16 protein-coding genes are annotated in these 14,982 nt (G+C 71.0%); 4 read left to right on the top strand and 12 right to left on the bottom strand.

What is annotated here, in order from left to right:
• Nucleotides 1-19: 19 nt before the first annotated feature.
• A complete protein-coding gene (locus AC06FP_RS03875; protein WP_478074557.1) occupies nt 20-751 on the top strand; it encodes an alpha/beta fold hydrolase in 732 nt (243 codons plus the stop codon).
• A 13-nt stretch (nt 752-764) separates the two neighbouring features.
• On the opposite strand, the gene AC06FP_RS03870 is transcribed toward AC06FP_RS03875, so the two are convergent.
• On the bottom strand, nt 765-1,067 hold the full coding sequence (locus AC06FP_RS03870) for a hypothetical protein (RefSeq protein ID WP_456117455.1): 303 nt from the start codon (nt 1,065-1,067) through the stop codon (nt 765-767).
• A 79-nt stretch (nt 1,068-1,146) separates the two neighbouring features.
• A complete protein-coding gene (locus AC06FP_RS03865; RefSeq protein ID WP_478074556.1) occupies nt 1,147-2,103 on the bottom strand; it encodes an aldo/keto reductase in 957 nt (318 codons plus the stop codon).
• Between the two features lie 180 nt (nt 2,104-2,283).
• Here AC06FP_RS03865 and AC06FP_RS03860 point away from each other — a divergent pair, with 180 nt between their 5' ends.
• Both AC06FP_RS03860 and AC06FP_RS03855 read left to right on the top strand, forming a co-directional pair.
• A complete protein-coding gene (locus AC06FP_RS03860) occupies nt 2,284-3,153 on the top strand; it encodes a class I SAM-dependent methyltransferase (RefSeq protein ID WP_478074555.1) in 870 nt (289 codons plus the stop codon).
• Between the two features lie 149 nt (nt 3,154-3,302).
• Nucleotides 3,303-3,845: a pseudouridine synthase gene (locus tag AC06FP_RS03855; protein ID WP_456117452.1), complete on the top strand. Its 543-nt coding sequence runs from the start codon at nt 3,303-3,305 to the stop codon at nt 3,843-3,845.
• Between the two features lie 38 nt (nt 3,846-3,883).
• On the opposite strand, the gene AC06FP_RS03850 is transcribed toward AC06FP_RS03855, so the two are convergent.
• Both AC06FP_RS03850 and hrpB read right to left on the bottom strand, forming a co-directional pair.
• Complete coding sequence (locus AC06FP_RS03850) at nt 3,884-4,237, bottom strand: hypothetical protein (RefSeq protein ID WP_456117451.1); 354 nt, start codon at nt 4,235-4,237, stop codon at nt 3,884-3,886.
• A gap of 271 nt (nt 4,238-4,508) precedes the next feature.
• Complete coding sequence (gene hrpB, locus AC06FP_RS03845) at nt 4,509-7,007, bottom strand: ATP-dependent helicase HrpB (RefSeq protein WP_478074554.1); 2,499 nt, start codon at nt 7,005-7,007, stop codon at nt 4,509-4,511.
• Nucleotides 7,008-7,128: 121 nt separating this feature from the next.
• Between hrpB and AC06FP_RS03840 the strand changes: the two genes are divergently transcribed.
• Nucleotides 7,129-7,941, top strand: a complete 813-nt coding sequence (locus AC06FP_RS03840) for a TatD family hydrolase (protein WP_478074553.1) — start codon at nt 7,129-7,131, stop codon at nt 7,939-7,941.
• Here the strand turns inward: AC06FP_RS03840 and AC06FP_RS03835 are convergent.
• From AC06FP_RS03835 to AC06FP_RS03800, 8 genes are all read right to left on the bottom strand, one after another.
• Nucleotides 7,938-8,846 (bottom strand): Rossmann-fold NAD(P)-binding domain-containing protein, encoded by a 909-nt coding sequence (locus AC06FP_RS03835; protein ID WP_478074552.1) that lies wholly within the window; start codon nt 8,844-8,846, stop codon nt 7,938-7,940. The genes AC06FP_RS03840 and AC06FP_RS03835 overlap by 4 nt on opposite strands.
• Nucleotides 8,843-9,781 (bottom strand): 2-dehydropantoate 2-reductase, encoded by a 939-nt coding sequence (gene panE, locus AC06FP_RS03830; RefSeq protein ID WP_478074551.1) that lies wholly within the window; start codon nt 9,779-9,781, stop codon nt 8,843-8,845. Before panE ends, AC06FP_RS03835 begins: the two co-directional genes overlap by 4 nt.
• A gap of 79 nt (nt 9,782-9,860) precedes the next feature.
• Complete coding sequence (locus AC06FP_RS03825) at nt 9,861-10,490, bottom strand: hypothetical protein (protein ID WP_478074550.1); 630 nt, start codon at nt 10,488-10,490, stop codon at nt 9,861-9,863.
• Nucleotides 10,480-11,157 (bottom strand): TadE/TadG family type IV pilus assembly protein, encoded by a 678-nt coding sequence (locus AC06FP_RS03820; protein ID WP_456117445.1) that lies wholly within the window; start codon nt 11,155-11,157, stop codon nt 10,480-10,482. Before AC06FP_RS03820 ends, AC06FP_RS03825 begins: the two co-directional genes overlap by 11 nt.
• On the bottom strand, nt 11,154-11,543 hold the full coding sequence (locus tag AC06FP_RS03815; protein ID WP_478074549.1) for a DUF192 domain-containing protein: 390 nt from the start codon (nt 11,541-11,543) through the stop codon (nt 11,154-11,156). The genes AC06FP_RS03820 and AC06FP_RS03815 overlap by 4 nt, the downstream gene beginning before the upstream one ends.
• A complete protein-coding gene (locus AC06FP_RS03810; protein ID WP_478074548.1) occupies nt 11,543-12,433 on the bottom strand; it encodes a type II secretion system F family protein in 891 nt (296 codons plus the stop codon). The genes AC06FP_RS03815 and AC06FP_RS03810 overlap by 1 nt, the downstream gene beginning before the upstream one ends.
• Entirely contained in the window at nt 12,430-13,281 is an 852-nt protein-coding gene (locus AC06FP_RS03805; RefSeq protein WP_478074547.1) for a type II secretion system F family protein, read from the bottom strand. The genes AC06FP_RS03810 and AC06FP_RS03805 overlap by 4 nt, the downstream gene beginning before the upstream one ends.
• On the bottom strand, nt 13,278-14,978 hold the full coding sequence (locus AC06FP_RS03800; RefSeq protein ID WP_478074546.1) for an ATPase, T2SS/T4P/T4SS family: 1,701 nt from the start codon (nt 14,976-14,978) through the stop codon (nt 13,278-13,280). Before AC06FP_RS03800 ends, AC06FP_RS03805 begins: the two co-directional genes overlap by 4 nt.
• Nucleotides 14,979-14,982 lie beyond the last annotated feature (4 nt).

Raw genomic sequence — 14,982 nt, 5'->3', positions numbered from 1 at the left:
ACGGCGCGACAATGGCGCCATGCAAACCGACACCGCCGGCAACGCACCGGCAACAAGGATCCCGCTGCTGCTGCTGCCCGGCCTGCTCAACGATGCGGAGCTGTGGCGCGCGCAGATCGCCGACCTGTCCGACATCGCCGACTGCATCGTCGGCGACCAGACCCGCGGGGACACGCTGCAGGCGGTGGCCGAGGACGTGCTGGCGCAGGCGCCGCCGCGGTTCGCGCTGGCGGGGTTCTCGCTGGGCGGCTTCGTCGCCCAGCAGATCCTGCGCATCGCCCCGGAGCGCGTGCGGCGGCTGGCGCTGATCGACACCTCGATCCATGCCGATTCGCCGGAACGCGCCGCCCAGCGCCGCGCGCAGCGGGCCAGCGTGCGCCTGCCCGGCACCTTCCATGGTTTCGGCGACCGGCTGATGTGCAGCTACATCGACGCCTCGCGCCTGGACGACCACGCGCTGGTGCAGCGCGTGCGCGAGATGACCACGCGCCTGGGTGCGGAGGTGTTCCTGCGCCAGAGCGCGCTGGAGCGGCCCGACGGCCATGACGTGCTGGCCGCCTACCGCGGCCCGCTGCTGATCGTCTGCGGCGCCAACGACCGCATCACGCCGCTGGCGGTCAGCGAGGAAATGCACGCGCTGGCGCCGCACTCGCGGCTGCTTGTGCTGCCCGGCTGCGGGCACCTGGCGCCGATGGAGAAGCCCGACGAGGTGAGCGCCGCGCTGCGCGCCTGGCTGCTGGCGCCGGCCTGAGCCGGCGCGCGCCTCAGTGCGTGGACTGCGCCTGCTCGGCGTGGTGCCAGGCATGGCGCACCAGCCAGCGCGCCTCGTCCCACGGCACGGCCAGCGCCGGCGCATGCCGGTGGTAGCTGTCCTGCAGCACGCGGTAGAGCTGTTCCTCGCTGGCGCGCGGCCACGCCATGTATACCTCGAAGCCCATCCGCAGCAGGCGCCGGTACTGGTCGAAGTCGTGGTGGCCGAGCCGGCCGATGGCATGGACGCCGCGCCAGTAGGCCATCTCGGCGTCCAGGTCGAGCGTGCGACGGCTTGCAGTGTGCGGGTTCTGCATGGCGGTCTCCGTTCGCGGTCCGCCCCCTGTAGGCCGGATGCTACGACCGGGCCGGCGCGGGGTTCAACCCGCGCCGCATTCAGGCTTCGGCGCTGGCGGCGTCGAGCTGGGCGATGTCCTGCGCCGACAGCGACAGCCGCGCGGCGGCGAGCACCTCGTGCAGCTGCGCCACGCCGGTGGCACTGACGATGGGCGCGGTGATGCCGGGCCGCGCGATCAGCCAGGCCAGCGCCACCTGCGCGGGCGTGGCGCGGTGCGCGGCGGCGACATCGTCGAGCGCGCCGAGGATGCGCAGCCCGCGCGGGTTCAGGTAGCGCGCGACGACCTTGGCGCCGCGCGCGCCGCTCTTGCCGGCGTCCTCGGCGCTGCGGTACTTGCCGCTGAGGAAGCCGCTGACCAGCGCGTAATAGCCGATCACGCCCAATCCCTGTCCGCGCGCCAGCGGCTCGAGTTCCGCTTCGTAGCCGGCGCGGTCGTAGAGGTTGTACTCGGGCTGCAGGCTTTCGTAGCGCGGCAGGTGGTAGTCGGCCGATACCTTCAACGCGTCGCGCAGGCGCGTGGCGCTGTAGTTGGATGCGCCGATCGCGCGCACCTTGCCCGCCTCGATCAGCCGCGCGAAGGCGCCCAGGGTTTCCTCCAGCGGCACCGACTCATCGTCCTCGTGCGCCTGGTACAGGTCGATGACATCGGTGCCCAGGCGCCGCAGCGAATCGTCGACGGCGGCGTGGATGTTGTCGGCCGACAGCCCCGGGCGCTCGGCCCATTTGCCGACCTTGCTGGCCAGCACCACCTTGTCGCGCCTGCCGCCGCGCGCCAGCCAGCGGCCGATGATGGTTTCCGATTCGCCACCCCTGTTGCCGGGCACCCACGCCGGGTACACGTCGGCGGTATCGACCAGGTTGAAGCCGGCCTCGACGAAGGCGTCGAGCAGGGCGAAGGCGGTCTTCTCGTCCACGCTCCAGCCGAACACGTTGCCGCCGAAGGCGATGGGGCCGACCTGCAGGCCGGAACGGCCGAGTTCGCGGAACCGGGTCATGCGCACCTCCTTGGAATCGGCACACCAGCATAGACGCCACATGGGGCGGTTCCGTTGCGGCATGGTGAAAACAGTGTTCCGTGCGGTGGCCGCGCGCCAACAGGCCGTGAACATCCTGGCCGTGCAGGCGCATCACGCGCGCGTGCTAGGCTCGCTGCACTCCAACCGTGGAACATTCCGATGAAGACCACCGCCCCGCTGGTTGCCGCCTGCCTGCTGTTCGCCACGCTGCCCGCCGTCGCGCAGGAACACGCGCACGCCGGCCACGACCACGCCGCCATGCAGGGCGCGCCGGCCACGTCCACCTCCGCGCAGTTGCAGGCCGCGGTGTCCGGCGACTGGCGCAGCGCCGCCAACACCGCGCGCGATCAATACCGGCATCCGCTGCAGACCCTGCAGTTCTTCGGCGTGCAGCCGCAGCAGACGGTGGTCGAGATCACCCCGGGCGGCGGCTGGTACGCCGAAATCCTCGCGCCCTACCTGCGTGGCCATGGCCATTACGTGGCCGCGGTGGTCGACCCGATGGCCCTGCCGGCCGGCAGCGGCCGTGACTACCAGCAGCGCACCCGCGACGGGCTGGAAAAGAAGTTCGCCGAAGCGCCGGCGCTGTTCGACAAGGCCACCGTCGTGGCCTACGACCCGGCCGCGCCGGTGCTCGGCACGCCGGGTTCGGCCGACGTGGTGCTGACCTTCCGCAACGTGCACAACTGGCGCGCCGCAGGGCAGGCCGAGGGCATGTTCCGTGCGTTCTTCGCGGTGCTCAAGCCGGGCGGCACGCTGGGCGTGGTCGAACACCGCGCCAGGGCCGACGTGCCGGCCGACGACAAGAGCGGTTATGTCGGCCAGGCGCAGGTGATCGCCATGGCCGAGGCGGCCGGCTTCAAGCTGCAGGAAAGCAGCGAGGTCAACGCCAACCCGCGCGACACCAAGGATCACCCCAACGGCGTGTGGACGCTGCCGCCGTCCAACAACCACGACGCCGCCGATGCGGACAAATACAAGGCGATCGGCGAAAGCGACCGCATGACGCTGCGCTTCGTGAAGCCGTGAAAGGCGGGGAAGGGGGAACAGGGAAGGGGGAGGGTTGCGCGATGCGCCGTGTTGGCGAATCGCGTGATTTACCGTTTCTGCTGGACCGAAGCGCAGGTGCATGACGTCCGCGCATACGGCCGTTTCCCGTTTCCCGTTTCCCCGTTCCCATGCTCGTAGCCTTCAACAAGCCCTTCAACGTCCTGTGCCAGTTCACCGACCGCAGCCAGCCGCCGCGGGCGACGCTGGCCGGTTTCGGGCTGCCGAAGAACGTGTACGCGGCCGGGCGCCTGGACTACGACAGCGAAGGCCTGCTGCTGCTCACCGACGACGGCGGCCTGGCGCACCGGCTGACCGACCCGCGCCACAAGCAGGACAAGACCTACTGGGTGCAGGTGGAAGGCGTGCCGGCCGCGGAGAAGCTGCAGGCGCTGCGCGAGGGCGTGCTGCTCAACGACGGGCCGACCCTGCCGGCGCGCGTGCAGCTGCTGGAAACGCCACCGGCGTTGTGGCCGCGCGATCCGCCGGTGCGGTTCCGCAAGACCGTGCCCGATGCCTGGCTGGCCATCACCCTGCGCGAAGGGCGCAACCGCCAGGTGCGGCGCATGACCGCCGCGGTGGGCCTGCCGACGCTGCGGCTGGTGCGGGCCTCGATGGGGCCGCATGCGCTCGACGGCCTGCAGCCCGGGCAGTGGCGGGTGGTGCAGGGCTAGGAGCCAGGAGCGCACCCCGGGTGCGCTCCTGCGTATTGTCAGGTGTCGCTGCCGATGTCGCTGGTCTCGTCCACCGTGGTTTCGGCGCGGCGGCGCTGGGCGATCTGCTGCGATTTCGCTTCCAGCGCGGCGTTGTCGCGCCTGTTCTTGCGGTAGATGGCGTAGCCGATCAGGCCCAGGCCGACCGCGGCCACGGCGATGGTGGCGGTGGGGTTGCGGCGCGCCACCCGGCCCACGGCGCGGCCGCCGGTCTTCATCGCGCCGATCGCGGCGCCGGCCTTGAGCCAGTCGGCGGCGTTGGAACCCCCGCTCTTGAGGCTGTCGCCGGCGTGGCTGGCCAGTTCCATGGCCCGTTCCAGGGCCGATCCGGTGATGTCGCTGAACTTGCTCATGGGGGAATCCTCGATTGCAGGGGCAGGCCCCGCAGTGTCGCGGGACGCGCGTGCAGGAAATGTTAGTCACGGGTGGGTAGGACGCACCGCGCCGCGCCACGCTGGATCTGGGTAGTCCAGTCCTCTTTCACCGTCGCCACGGGAGGCGATCTTTTACGTCCCGCGTGGTTCTGCGCGATGCGTGGCGGTCGCGTTCCGTGAGTCGTCAGGCCGCGCCACGCTGGATCTGGGTAGTCCAGTCTTCTTCACCGTCGCCACGGGAGGCGATCTTTCACGTCCCGCGTGGTTTTGCGCGATGCGTAGCGGTTGCGCTCCAGGGATCGTCTGGCCACGGATGCCTCGGATACCTCCCCTTCATCTCCTTCTTCACCTCCGCATAGGTGTTCTCCCAGAAGTTGCGCAGGTCGCCGGTGACCTGCAGCGGCTTGCCGCCGGGGGAAAGCAGGTGCAGCAGCAGCGGCACGCGACCATCGGCGATGCGCGGGGTGTCGGCCAGGCCGAACAGTTCCTGCAGCTTCACCGCCAGCACCGGCGGGCGCGGGGTGATGCCGTCGTCGTCCATCGCGTAGTCGATGGCGCGGTCCATGCCGGAGGGCACGCTGATGCGCACCGGTGCGTGGCGGTCGACCAGCTGGCGCGTGTTCCAGTCGATGCCCGATTTCAGCGCCTCGCCCAGTTCCTGTTCGGCCAGTGCGTCCAGGCGGGTCTTGCCGGCGAAGGCCGGCAGCAGCCAGGCATCGAGCGTGGCCAGCAGCGCCGCGTCGGACAGGTCCGGCAGGTCCAGCTCCGGCATCCAGTGGCGCAGGCCCTGCACGCGGTGGCGCCACTGCCGCAGGTTGCCGGTCCACGGCAGCGCTTCCAGGCCGAGCTCGCGCACGGCGTCGGTGAGCGCGCGCGCGGCCTGCGCCGGGTCGACCTTTCCGGCGGGGCGGCTGTCCAGCACGATGCGGTCGAAGCCGGATTCGCGGCGCGCCTCCAGTGCGCGGCGCTCGCCGTTCCAGCGCACCACGTCGTGCTGGTGGAAACGCCGCGGGAAGTCGGCGCGCAGGCGCGCCTCGTCCACGGGCGCGGCGCGCAGCACCAGCGCATCGCGCGCTTCGTGGCGCAGTTCGCTGATCACCAGCCAGGGTTCGCCGCGCAGGTCGCTGGTGTCGAACAGGCGCGCGCTGCGGCCGTTGGCGAGCTGGTAGCGCAGCGGATCGGTGGCGTGGCGCGCGGCGATGCGGTCGGGGAAGGCATGGGCGAGCAGGTCGCCGAGCTCATGCGCCTCGATGTCGGCCGGCGGCGCGGCATCGCAACGCAGGCGCCGCCGCCATTGCCTGGCGGCCGTATCGATGGCGGCCAGTGCGCCGCGGCTGGCGTCCTGCGGCGCGCGCCCGTTGCGGAACGCGGACAGGGCGCGCCAGCGTGCGGCCAGCGCATCGCCGCCCTGGCGCAGCGGATCGCGCGCTTCCAGCAGCGCGGCCAGGTCGGCGGCCAGCGCCTGCTCGCGCGGATCGGCCGCGGCGATCAGCATCGCCGCCAGCCGCGGGTGCGTGCCCAGCGCGAGCATGCGCCGGCCGGTGCCGGTGATCGTGCCGCCGTCGAGCGCGCCGAGCCGCTGCAGCAGCTCGCGCGCGGCGGCCAGCGCGCCGGCCGGCGGCGGATCGACGAAGCGCAGCTCGTCGCTGCCCCAGGCGGCCAGCTCCAGCGCCAGCGCGGCCAGTTCCACCTGCGCCATCTCCGGACGTCGCTGCGCTTCCAGCCGCTGCGACTGCGGCCACAGCCGCAGCGCCCAGCCGGCGGCCACGCGCCCGGCGCGGCCGGCGCGCTGGTCGGCCGAGGCCTGCGAGATCGCCACCGCGTCCAGCCGCGAGAAACCGCTGTTGGGGTCGTAGCGCGGCTCGCGCGCCAGGCCCGCATCGATCACCACGCGCACGCCGGGCAGGGTCACCGAGGATTCGGCCACGTTGGTGGCCAGCACCACGCGGCGGCGGCCGTCCGGGTCGGGCTGCAGCACGCGCGACTGCTGTTCGACGGGCAGTTCGCCGTGCAGCGGCAGGACATCGGTATCGGCGGGGAGCACCGGCTCCAGCGCGGCCTGCACGCGCGCGATCTCGCGCTGCCCGGGCAGGAACACCAGCACGTCGCCCGGGTGCGCCGCCAGCGCCTGTTCGACCGCGCGCCGCGCCTGCGCCTCCAGCGCCTCGTCGCGCCGCGCCGGGAAGTGGCTCACGTCCACCGGGAAGCTGCGGCCCTCGCTGGACAGGCGCGGTGCGTCGAGGAAGGCGGCCAGCCGCTCGCCGTCGAGCGTGGCCGACATCACCACGATGCGCAGGTCCTCGCGCAGCCCCGACTGCACGTCCAGCGCCAGTGCCAGGCCGAGGTCGGCGGCCAGGTGGCGCTCGTGGAATTCGTCGAACAGCAGCGCGCCCACGCCTTCGAGCAGGGGATCGTCCTGCAGCATGCGGGTGAGGATGCCCTCGGTGACCACCTCGATGCGGGTGCGCGCGGAGACCTTGTTCTCGAAGCGGATGCGGTAGCCGACGGTCTCGCCGACCGGCTCGCCCAGCTGCCGGGCCATGAACTGCGCGGCGCTGCGCGCGGCGACGCGGCGCGGTTCCAGCATCACGATCCTGGCGCCCTGCAGCCACGGCGCGTCGAGCAGCGCCAGCGGCACCTGGGTGGTCTTGCCGGCACCGGGCGGGGCTTCGAGCACCAGCCGCGGGTGCGCGGCCAGGCTGTCGGCGATGGCCGGCAGCAGCGCGGAAATGGGGAAGGCGGTTTGCATCGCGACATTGTAGGTGCGGGCCGTCCGGCACGGCTGCCAGCGGGCACGTCCGGCCCTGCATTTGGTCGCGGCTCGCGCCACTCCTACAATTCCCGCGTCCCTGTTCCCGGTTCCCCGCTCCATGCAACTGATCGACATCGGCGCCAACCTCACCCACGAATCCTTCGCGCGCGACCTGGACGCGGTGCTGGAGCGCGCCCGCGCCGCCGGCGTGGTGCAGATGGTGGTGACCGGCGCCAGCCGCGAGCACTCGCCGATGGCGCTGGCGCTGGCAAGGCAGCATCCCGGTTTCCTGTACGCCACCGCCGGCGTGCACCCGCACCACGCGGTCGAATACACCGACGAATGCGACGCGGAGATGCGCGCGCTGCACGCGCACGCCGAAGTGGTGGCGGTGGGCGAGTGCGGGCTGGACTACAACCGCGATTTCTCGCCGCGCCCGGCGCAGCGCCGGGCGTTCGAGCGCCAGCTGCAGATCGCTGCGGACCTTGCCGTCGACGGCGTGGGCAAGCCGCTGTTCCTGCACCAGCGCGACGCGCACGAAGACTTCCTGGCGATGATGAAGAATTTCGACGGTAAACTCGGGCCGGCGGTGGTGCACTGCTTCACCGCCGAGCGCCGTGAACTGTTCGATTACCTGGACCGCGACTGGCACATCGGCATCACCGGCTGGCTGTGCGACGAGCGCCGCGGCGCGCACCTGCGCGAGCTGGTGAAGCACATCCCGGCCGGGCGGCTGATGATCGAGACCGACGCGCCCTACCTGCTGCCGCGCACGCTGCGGCCGCTGCCGAAGGACCGCCGCAACGAACCGGCGTTCCTGTCGCACATCGTCGAGGAACTGGCGCGCGACCGCGGCGAGGACGTGGCGCTGACCGCGGCCAACGCCACCGCCGCCACGCGCGCGTTCTTCCGGCTGCCGGACGCCGGCTAGCGGGCGGCGTCGGCGGCGGGTCGCCCGTCGCCGGCTTCCCACGCATCGCGCAGGCCTTCGCGGTAGCTGCGGAAACGCGGCTGCCATTGCAGCGCCTCGCGCGTGCGGCGGCTGTCGATGCGCTTGTTGCTCGCATGGAAGCGGCGCAGCGCCGGCTCGAGTGCGGGGTCGTCCCAGGCCAGCGCCGGCGGCAGCGCGAAACCGCCGAGCCGCGCGGCGTGGGCCAGCACCTCCTGCGGTGGCGCCGGCTCGTCGTCCGCCGGCAGGTACAGCGCGTCGTGGACCGGCCGGCGCATCGCCGCGACCACCGCGTCGGCCAGGTCGTCCACGTGCAGCCGGTTGAATACCAGGCCTGGCCGCACCACGTGGCGCGCCTTGCCCTGCGCCAGCCGCACCAGCGCATTGCGGCCGCGGCCGTACAGGCCGGGCAGGCGGAACACCGCCGAGGCGATGCCGCAACCGGCAGCCAGCGCGCGCCACTGCGCCTCGGCGCGGAGCCGCCGCGTCGCGGTGGCATCGGTGGCGTCGGCGCGCGAGCCTTCGTCGATCCAGCCGCCATCGCGGTCGCCGTATACGGCGGTCGAGGACAGGTAGCCGGCCCAGCGCAGCGTGGGGCTGGCGCGCAGGGCGGGGGCGAGCAGGCGCAGCGCGGGGTCGCCGTCGGCATCGGGCGGTACGCTGCCCAGCACCGCGTCGGCCCGCGCGACGGCGGCGAGCAGCGCCGCGTCGGGAAGGTGATCCGGGTGCAGGCGATGGCGCGTGATGCCGTCTTCGGGCGCGGCTGCGGGCTCGCGCACGCTGCCCTCGACGACCACGCCGAGCGGGCGCAGGCGGTGTGCGAGCGCGCGTCCGGCGTGGCCCAGCCCGAGGATCAGCACCCGCCGCGGCAGGGCGCCGGCGGTCATGCGCCGCGTTGCGCTTCGTAGGCCTGCAGGTGGCAGTACGCGGCCTGCAGCCGCGGCGCGGCGTGTCCTGCGGCCAGCGCGCGGTCGAGCATGTCGCCGACGATGTGCGCCGCCTCCACGCGCTGCCCGGCTTCCAGGTCGCGCAGCATCGAGGCCTTGGTCGGCGAACCGGCCTTGGTCAGCGCGGCCAGGGCGATTTCCCGCGCCTTCGCCGGTATCGGCTGGCTGGCGTGCGCGGCCACGGCCAGGCACTCGTCGTACAGCGCGCGCATGAACGCGCTGCCATGGTCGCTGGCGACGATGTGGCCGATGTCGGCGCGCATCAGGCAGGTGCCGGCCGCCAGCGTGGCCAGGAAGGTGTATTTGATCCACTGCTCGCTGGCGATGTCCTCCGCTGCGAGGTGGTCGATGTCCGCGGCTGCGCAGGCCGCCGCAAGCGCGGCCACGCGCGCGCTGCCGGCGGCGCCATCGCGTTCGCCGAAGGTGAGGCGCGCGGGCTTGTCCAGGTGCACGATGGCGCCATCCTCGGCCTTGGTCGCGCTGATGAAGCACAGCCCGCCGAGCACCGCATCGCGGCCGAAGCGCGCGTCCAGCGCCGCGTAGTGGCGCAGGCCGTTGAGGATCGGCAGCACCGTGGTGCCAGCGCCGACCGCCGGCGCGATGGCCTGGATCGAACTGTCCAGGTCGTAGGCCTTGCAGCTGAGCATCACCAGGTCGAACGACCGCGCCGCGGCCAGCGCCGGCAGCACGTCGGCGGTGACATGCGCCACCGGGAACGCCGCATCGCCCAGCGGGCTGCGGATCACCAGCCCGTCGCGCTGCAGCTGCGCCGCGCGCGCCGGGCGCACCAGGAAGGTCACGTCGACGCCGGCCTGGGCCAGGCGTCCGCCGAAATAGCCGCCGGTACCGCCGGCGCCGAGGATCAGGATGCGCATCTGCTGGAAACCTCCAGGCAGGAGAGTGGGACCGCCAATGATAGTGAGTCCGTCGGCGGAGGCGCCGCCGCCGCGGGTCTCAATCAGCCATGCCCTTGGGCGTGTTCAACGCATCGGGCCTGGCGTAGGCCGCCGCATCCAGCGGTTCGTAGCTCACCCGCGAGGCGCGGAAGCTGCGGCTGTCCTGGCGGTTGCCCCGCGTGCCGCGGTAAGCCAGCAGCAGCCCGGTTTCGCTGTCTATCCACAAGGTGCCGCGGGTGGTGCCGTCGGGACCGCGCCGGGCATGGTCGTAGTTCAGGCCCCTGGCCAGGCGGCCGGCGATGAATTCGCCCGGCGCCGGGGAACAACGGCCCTGCACGCTGTCGCAGGGGCGGCGCACGTCGTACCAGTACGGTCCGCTGGCGTCGTTGGCCGGGATCATGTAACGCCCTCGCGGGCTGATCCACCAGGCCCGCGGTTCGTCGTAGCGCTTGAGCAGGTAGACATCCGAGCTGCCGGAGTCGAAATGGAAATCCGCACGCATGCCATCGGCACCGGTGCGCAGGGTCAGGCGGATCGGCTTGTCGGTGCCACGCGGCGCCAAGTTGCCGTAGCCTTCCACCGTCGCCTCGATGCGCGCCTGCATGCCCCGCGGCTGCGCCTGCACGGCGCCTGCCGCCAGCAGGGCCAGCGCCAACGCCGCCAGCGCGTTGCGGCGATCAGCGTGCAAGGCGGCTGCTGTCATGGATGGGCGTCTGCATGCGGACCACGGCGTAGGATTCGATCGGCAGGCGGCGGTGGCCGCTGACCGGCTCCTCGATCAGCATCGAGGCCGGACGGTAGCTCTCGCCTTCGGTCAACAGCGACGACAGCCCGGCGATCACCCGGTCGGCGAAGGGCACGATCAGCGGCAGCCTGTAGGTCACCTTGATCTTGAGCAGGTTGGCATCCTGCACGCTGACCTGGCTGCCGCCGACACGATTGTCACGGAAGGCGAGGCTGTCGTTGGGCAGGGCGTAACGGCCGTCGTACTGCCGCTCGCGGAATTCGTTGAAAGCCGCGCGGGTGGGAGCGATGACCTCGATATCGGCGAACGCCCGCGTTTCCAGTTCGGCACGGGCGCGGGCACGGGCGACACCGGCCGCGTCCGGGGACGTGGTCAGCAGCGGGGTCAGGCCAAAGGCCAGGGCGCTGCGCATCCTGGCGTGGTCCGCGCCATTCACGGCGCCGGCACGGGCGGCCTGGAAAGCGGCGTAGTCCAAGGTGGTCTTGGCGCGGTAGATCAGCACCAGCTGGAAGGTCACCAGTATCAGGAACAGGAACGCCGGCACGACGATGCAGAACTCGACCAGCGACTGCCCGGATTGGCGCCGGCGCGAAGCGTGGCGTGATTTCATCGCAGGTCTCCATTGGCCGCGCGGACCGGGGAAGGATCAGGGACGGGCCGCCAATGCAGCCGCTCGCCGACGAGCAGCGACAGCGTGGCCAGCGTGCCGGCAGGCAGTTCCAGCGTGCTGCGCGCGCCGCGCTGCGCCGCCGCGCGCCAGGGCGGCACGGCCTCGCGCCAGCCCAGTACCTGGCCCTCGCCCGAAAGGAACAGCAGGTCCAGCGGGTAACGCATGCCCAGCGTATGCACGCTGGCGCAGGGTTCGATCAACAGGCCCTGGCCGTCACGCAGGCGGGGCAGCACCAGCAGCCCGAACAGGCGCCGGTACCAGGCGCGGGCATGCCGTACCTGCGGTACCAGACAGTGCGTGCCACGGTACAGGGCCAGGGTCTTCATCACAGGATTCCCTGCTGCTTCATCTGCAGATAGATGAAGTACGCCAGGACCACGAAGATCAGCGGGAAGAAGAACATCACCAGTGGCAGCATCATCTTCACCGGTGCCTCCAGCGCAAGCTTCTCGGCGCGCAGGAAGCGTTCCTCGCGGCGCTGGTTGGCCTGCGCGCGCAGGGTGTCGCTGAGATTGGCGCCGACCTTGTCGGCCTGGATCAGCGCACTGGTGAAGCTGGTGACCTGCGAGATGTCCATCCGGTCGGCCATGCGCCGCAGCGACTCGGCGCGCGGCAGGCCGGCGCGCATGTCGCGCAGCATGCGCGAGAACTCCTGCGACAGCGGGCCGGATGGACCGCGCTGCACCGACTGCTCGATCGAGCCGGAGATGTTCAGGCCCGCTTCCACGCCCATGGTGATGAAGTCCAGGAACACCGGCAGGTCGCGCACCACATACTTGGCGCGGGCCTTGCGGCGCTCGCCCAGCCACAGCGAGGGATACATCCAGCCCAGCGGCAGGCCGAACAGCAGGCAGAAGAGCAGGATGCCGGGACCGGCCTTGCCCAGCAGTACTACCACCAGCACCAGGAACAGCGCCACCGCGCCGGCCGAGACGATGCGCGTGCCGTACAGCTCCTCGGGCGTCAGCACGAAGTCCTGGCCGGCCGAGGTCAATGCGCGGTGCGCGCGTTCCAGCTGGGCGGCCTTCAGGCGCGGGCCGACCGCATGGGTGGCCGCCACCACCACCGGCCACAGCAGGCGCAGCATGCGCGGCAGCGGATCCTGGTAGTCGCGGTCGCTCTGCGGCACCTGCTGCAGCATGCCGCGCACGGCGAACATCACCAGCATCACCGCGCCGACGGCCATCAACGCAACGAGGATGATCATCCAGCTCATATGTCGATCGTCATGATTTTCCGGCACATGCGATAGCCCAGGTATTCCAGCACGCAGATCAGCGCGATCACGCACCAGCCCTGCCAGGTGTGGAACATCGGGTTCATCGTTTCCGGATAGAACAGCACCAGAAAGCCCACCAGGCCGGCCGGCAGCATCGCCATCACGATGCCCTGCAGTCGGCCCTGCGCGGTGAGCGCCTTGACCTTGCCTTCCATCATCAGCTTGCGGCGCAGGGTTTCGGCCAGCGTGGCCAGCGTTTCGGCCAGGTTGCCGCCCACCTCGCGCGAGATCGTCACCGCGGCGACGAACAGCTTGGCGTCATCGATCGGCACGCGCTCGGCGAAGTGCTCCAGCGCCTCCTCGGTGCGCACGCCCATGTGCTGCTCGCGCAGGATCAGCGAAAGTTCCTGCGCCAAGGGGGGCTGCCCGTCCTGGGCCAGGGTTTCCAGCGCCGGGTTGAAGCCGACGCCGGCGCGCAGGCTGCTGGCCAGCATCAGCAGGCCGTCGGGCAGCTGCGCCTGGATACGGTCCAGCCGGCGCTGCTTGAGCCACAGGTAGATCTTGCGTGGCAGGACGGCCAGCAACAGCAGCGCAACGACGGGCAGCAGCAGGTTGCCGGTGACCAGCCACAGCAGCAGCGGCAGTACGGCCAGCAGCAGCGCATTGCCGACGAACAGCGCCTTCGGGTCTACGAACAAGAACATGTCGGCCAGGTTGAGCCTGGCCTGGTTCATGAAGTTCTCGCGATAGCGCTCCATGAACCCGGCGCTGCTGCTGGCCAGGTACATGCCGGCCAGCGCGACACTGCCGAAGGCCAGCAGCGCGATCAGCCAGACTTCGCTCATCCAGCGCCTCCCGTGCGGAAGATGCCCAGGTCGATGTTGACGCCGCGCTCGGCCAGGGTCTCGTAGAACTCCGGCACCGCGCCGGTGGCGCGGAACTCGCCGACCACCTTGCCGTCGCGGCCGTGGTAGGAACGGGGGACGAACAGGAAGATGTCCTGCAGCTGGATGGTGCCGCTCTCGATGCCGGTGACCTCGGAGATGTGGCTGACCTTGCGCGAGCCGCAGGGATACCGCTTCTGGTGCACGATCAGGTCCACAGCCGAGGCGATCTGCTCGCGCACCACCGCCATCGGCAGTTCCATGCCGGCCATCATCACCATTACTTCCAGGCGCGACAGCGTTTCGCGCGGGTTGTTGGCGTGGGCGGTGGTCAACGAGCCTTCGTGGCCGGTGTTCATGGCCTGCAGCATGTCCAGCGCTTCGCCGCCGCGGCACTCGCCGACCACGATGCGGTCCGGGCGCATGCGCAGCGCGTTCTTGACCAGGTCGCGGATGGTGATCTGGCCCTTGCCTTCCATGTTCGGCGGGCGCGCTTCCAGTGCGACCAGGTTGGGCTGGGCCAGCTTCAGCTCCGCCGCGTCCTCGATGGTGACCACGCGGTCTTCGTCGGGAATGAAGTTGGACAGGATGTTGAGCAGGGTGGTCTTGCCCGAGCCGGTGCCGCCGCTGACCACGATGTTGCGGCGCTCCTTCACCGCCATGATCAGGAACTCCAGCATCTGCGGGCTTAGCGAGCCGAACTTCAACAGGTCCTCGCCGTGCAGCTTGCGCTTGGAGAACTTGCGGATGCTGATGCTGGGGCCGCGCAGCGCCACCGGCGGGATCACCGCGTTGACGCGCGAGCCGTCCTTCAGGCGGGCATCCACCAGCGGCGAGCTCTCGTCGATGCGCCGGCCCAGGGGAGTTACGATGCGCTCGATGGCCGACAGCACCGCGCGGTCGTTGGTGAAGTTGACCGTGGACTGCTCGATCCGGCCGGCACGTTCGATGAAGATCTGGTCGTGCGCGTTGACCATGATCTCGGTGACGCTGTTGTCGTCCAGCAGGTCTTCCAGCGGACCCAGTCCGATGGCCTCGTCCAGCACCTCCTTGGCCAGCCTGCGGCGGTTGATGGTTGCGGGCAGGTCGGCGAACTCCTTCTCCATCACGCTGTCGATCAGGTTGATGGTGGTGGCGCGCAGTACGTCGTCGCTCATGCCGCGCACGTCGACGCGGCGCAGGTCCATCTGCTTGACCAGGGCGGCATGCACGCGCGCGCGCCACACCGTGTTGTCGACCGCGAGTTCGGCGGGCCTGGCCAGGGATTGCGAGGTCGCCGCGGGGGCTTCGCCGGGATCATTGGCCGGCGCCGGGGCCGGCGTCGCCTGCAGCGCCGCCACCGGTTCGTCCGGCCCGGCCGGCGGGTCCTCGTCGATCACCTGCAGGCGATAGTCGCCGATCTCCACGCTGTCGTTGCTGCTCAACGGACCATGCGAGTCCTTCACGTCCCGGCCGTTGACGCGGATGGCCGCGCGCGTGCTCAACGACTGGATGAAGATGCCCGCGTCCTCGCGCTTGAGCGCGGCGTGCTGCTGGGCGATGCTCCAGCCCTGCAGGATGATCAGGTTGCCGTCGCCACGGCCGATGCTGCACTCGCGGTGCATGCAGCGCACGCGCCGTTCCTCGCGATTGGATGTGGTGATCAGTACGTTGAACATGGTG

This window comes from Stenotrophomonas sp. Steno-Z2 (assembly GCF_056393235.1).
Note: the sequence above shows the minus strand (reverse complement) of the source record. Positions and strands in the feature narration are given on the sequence as shown.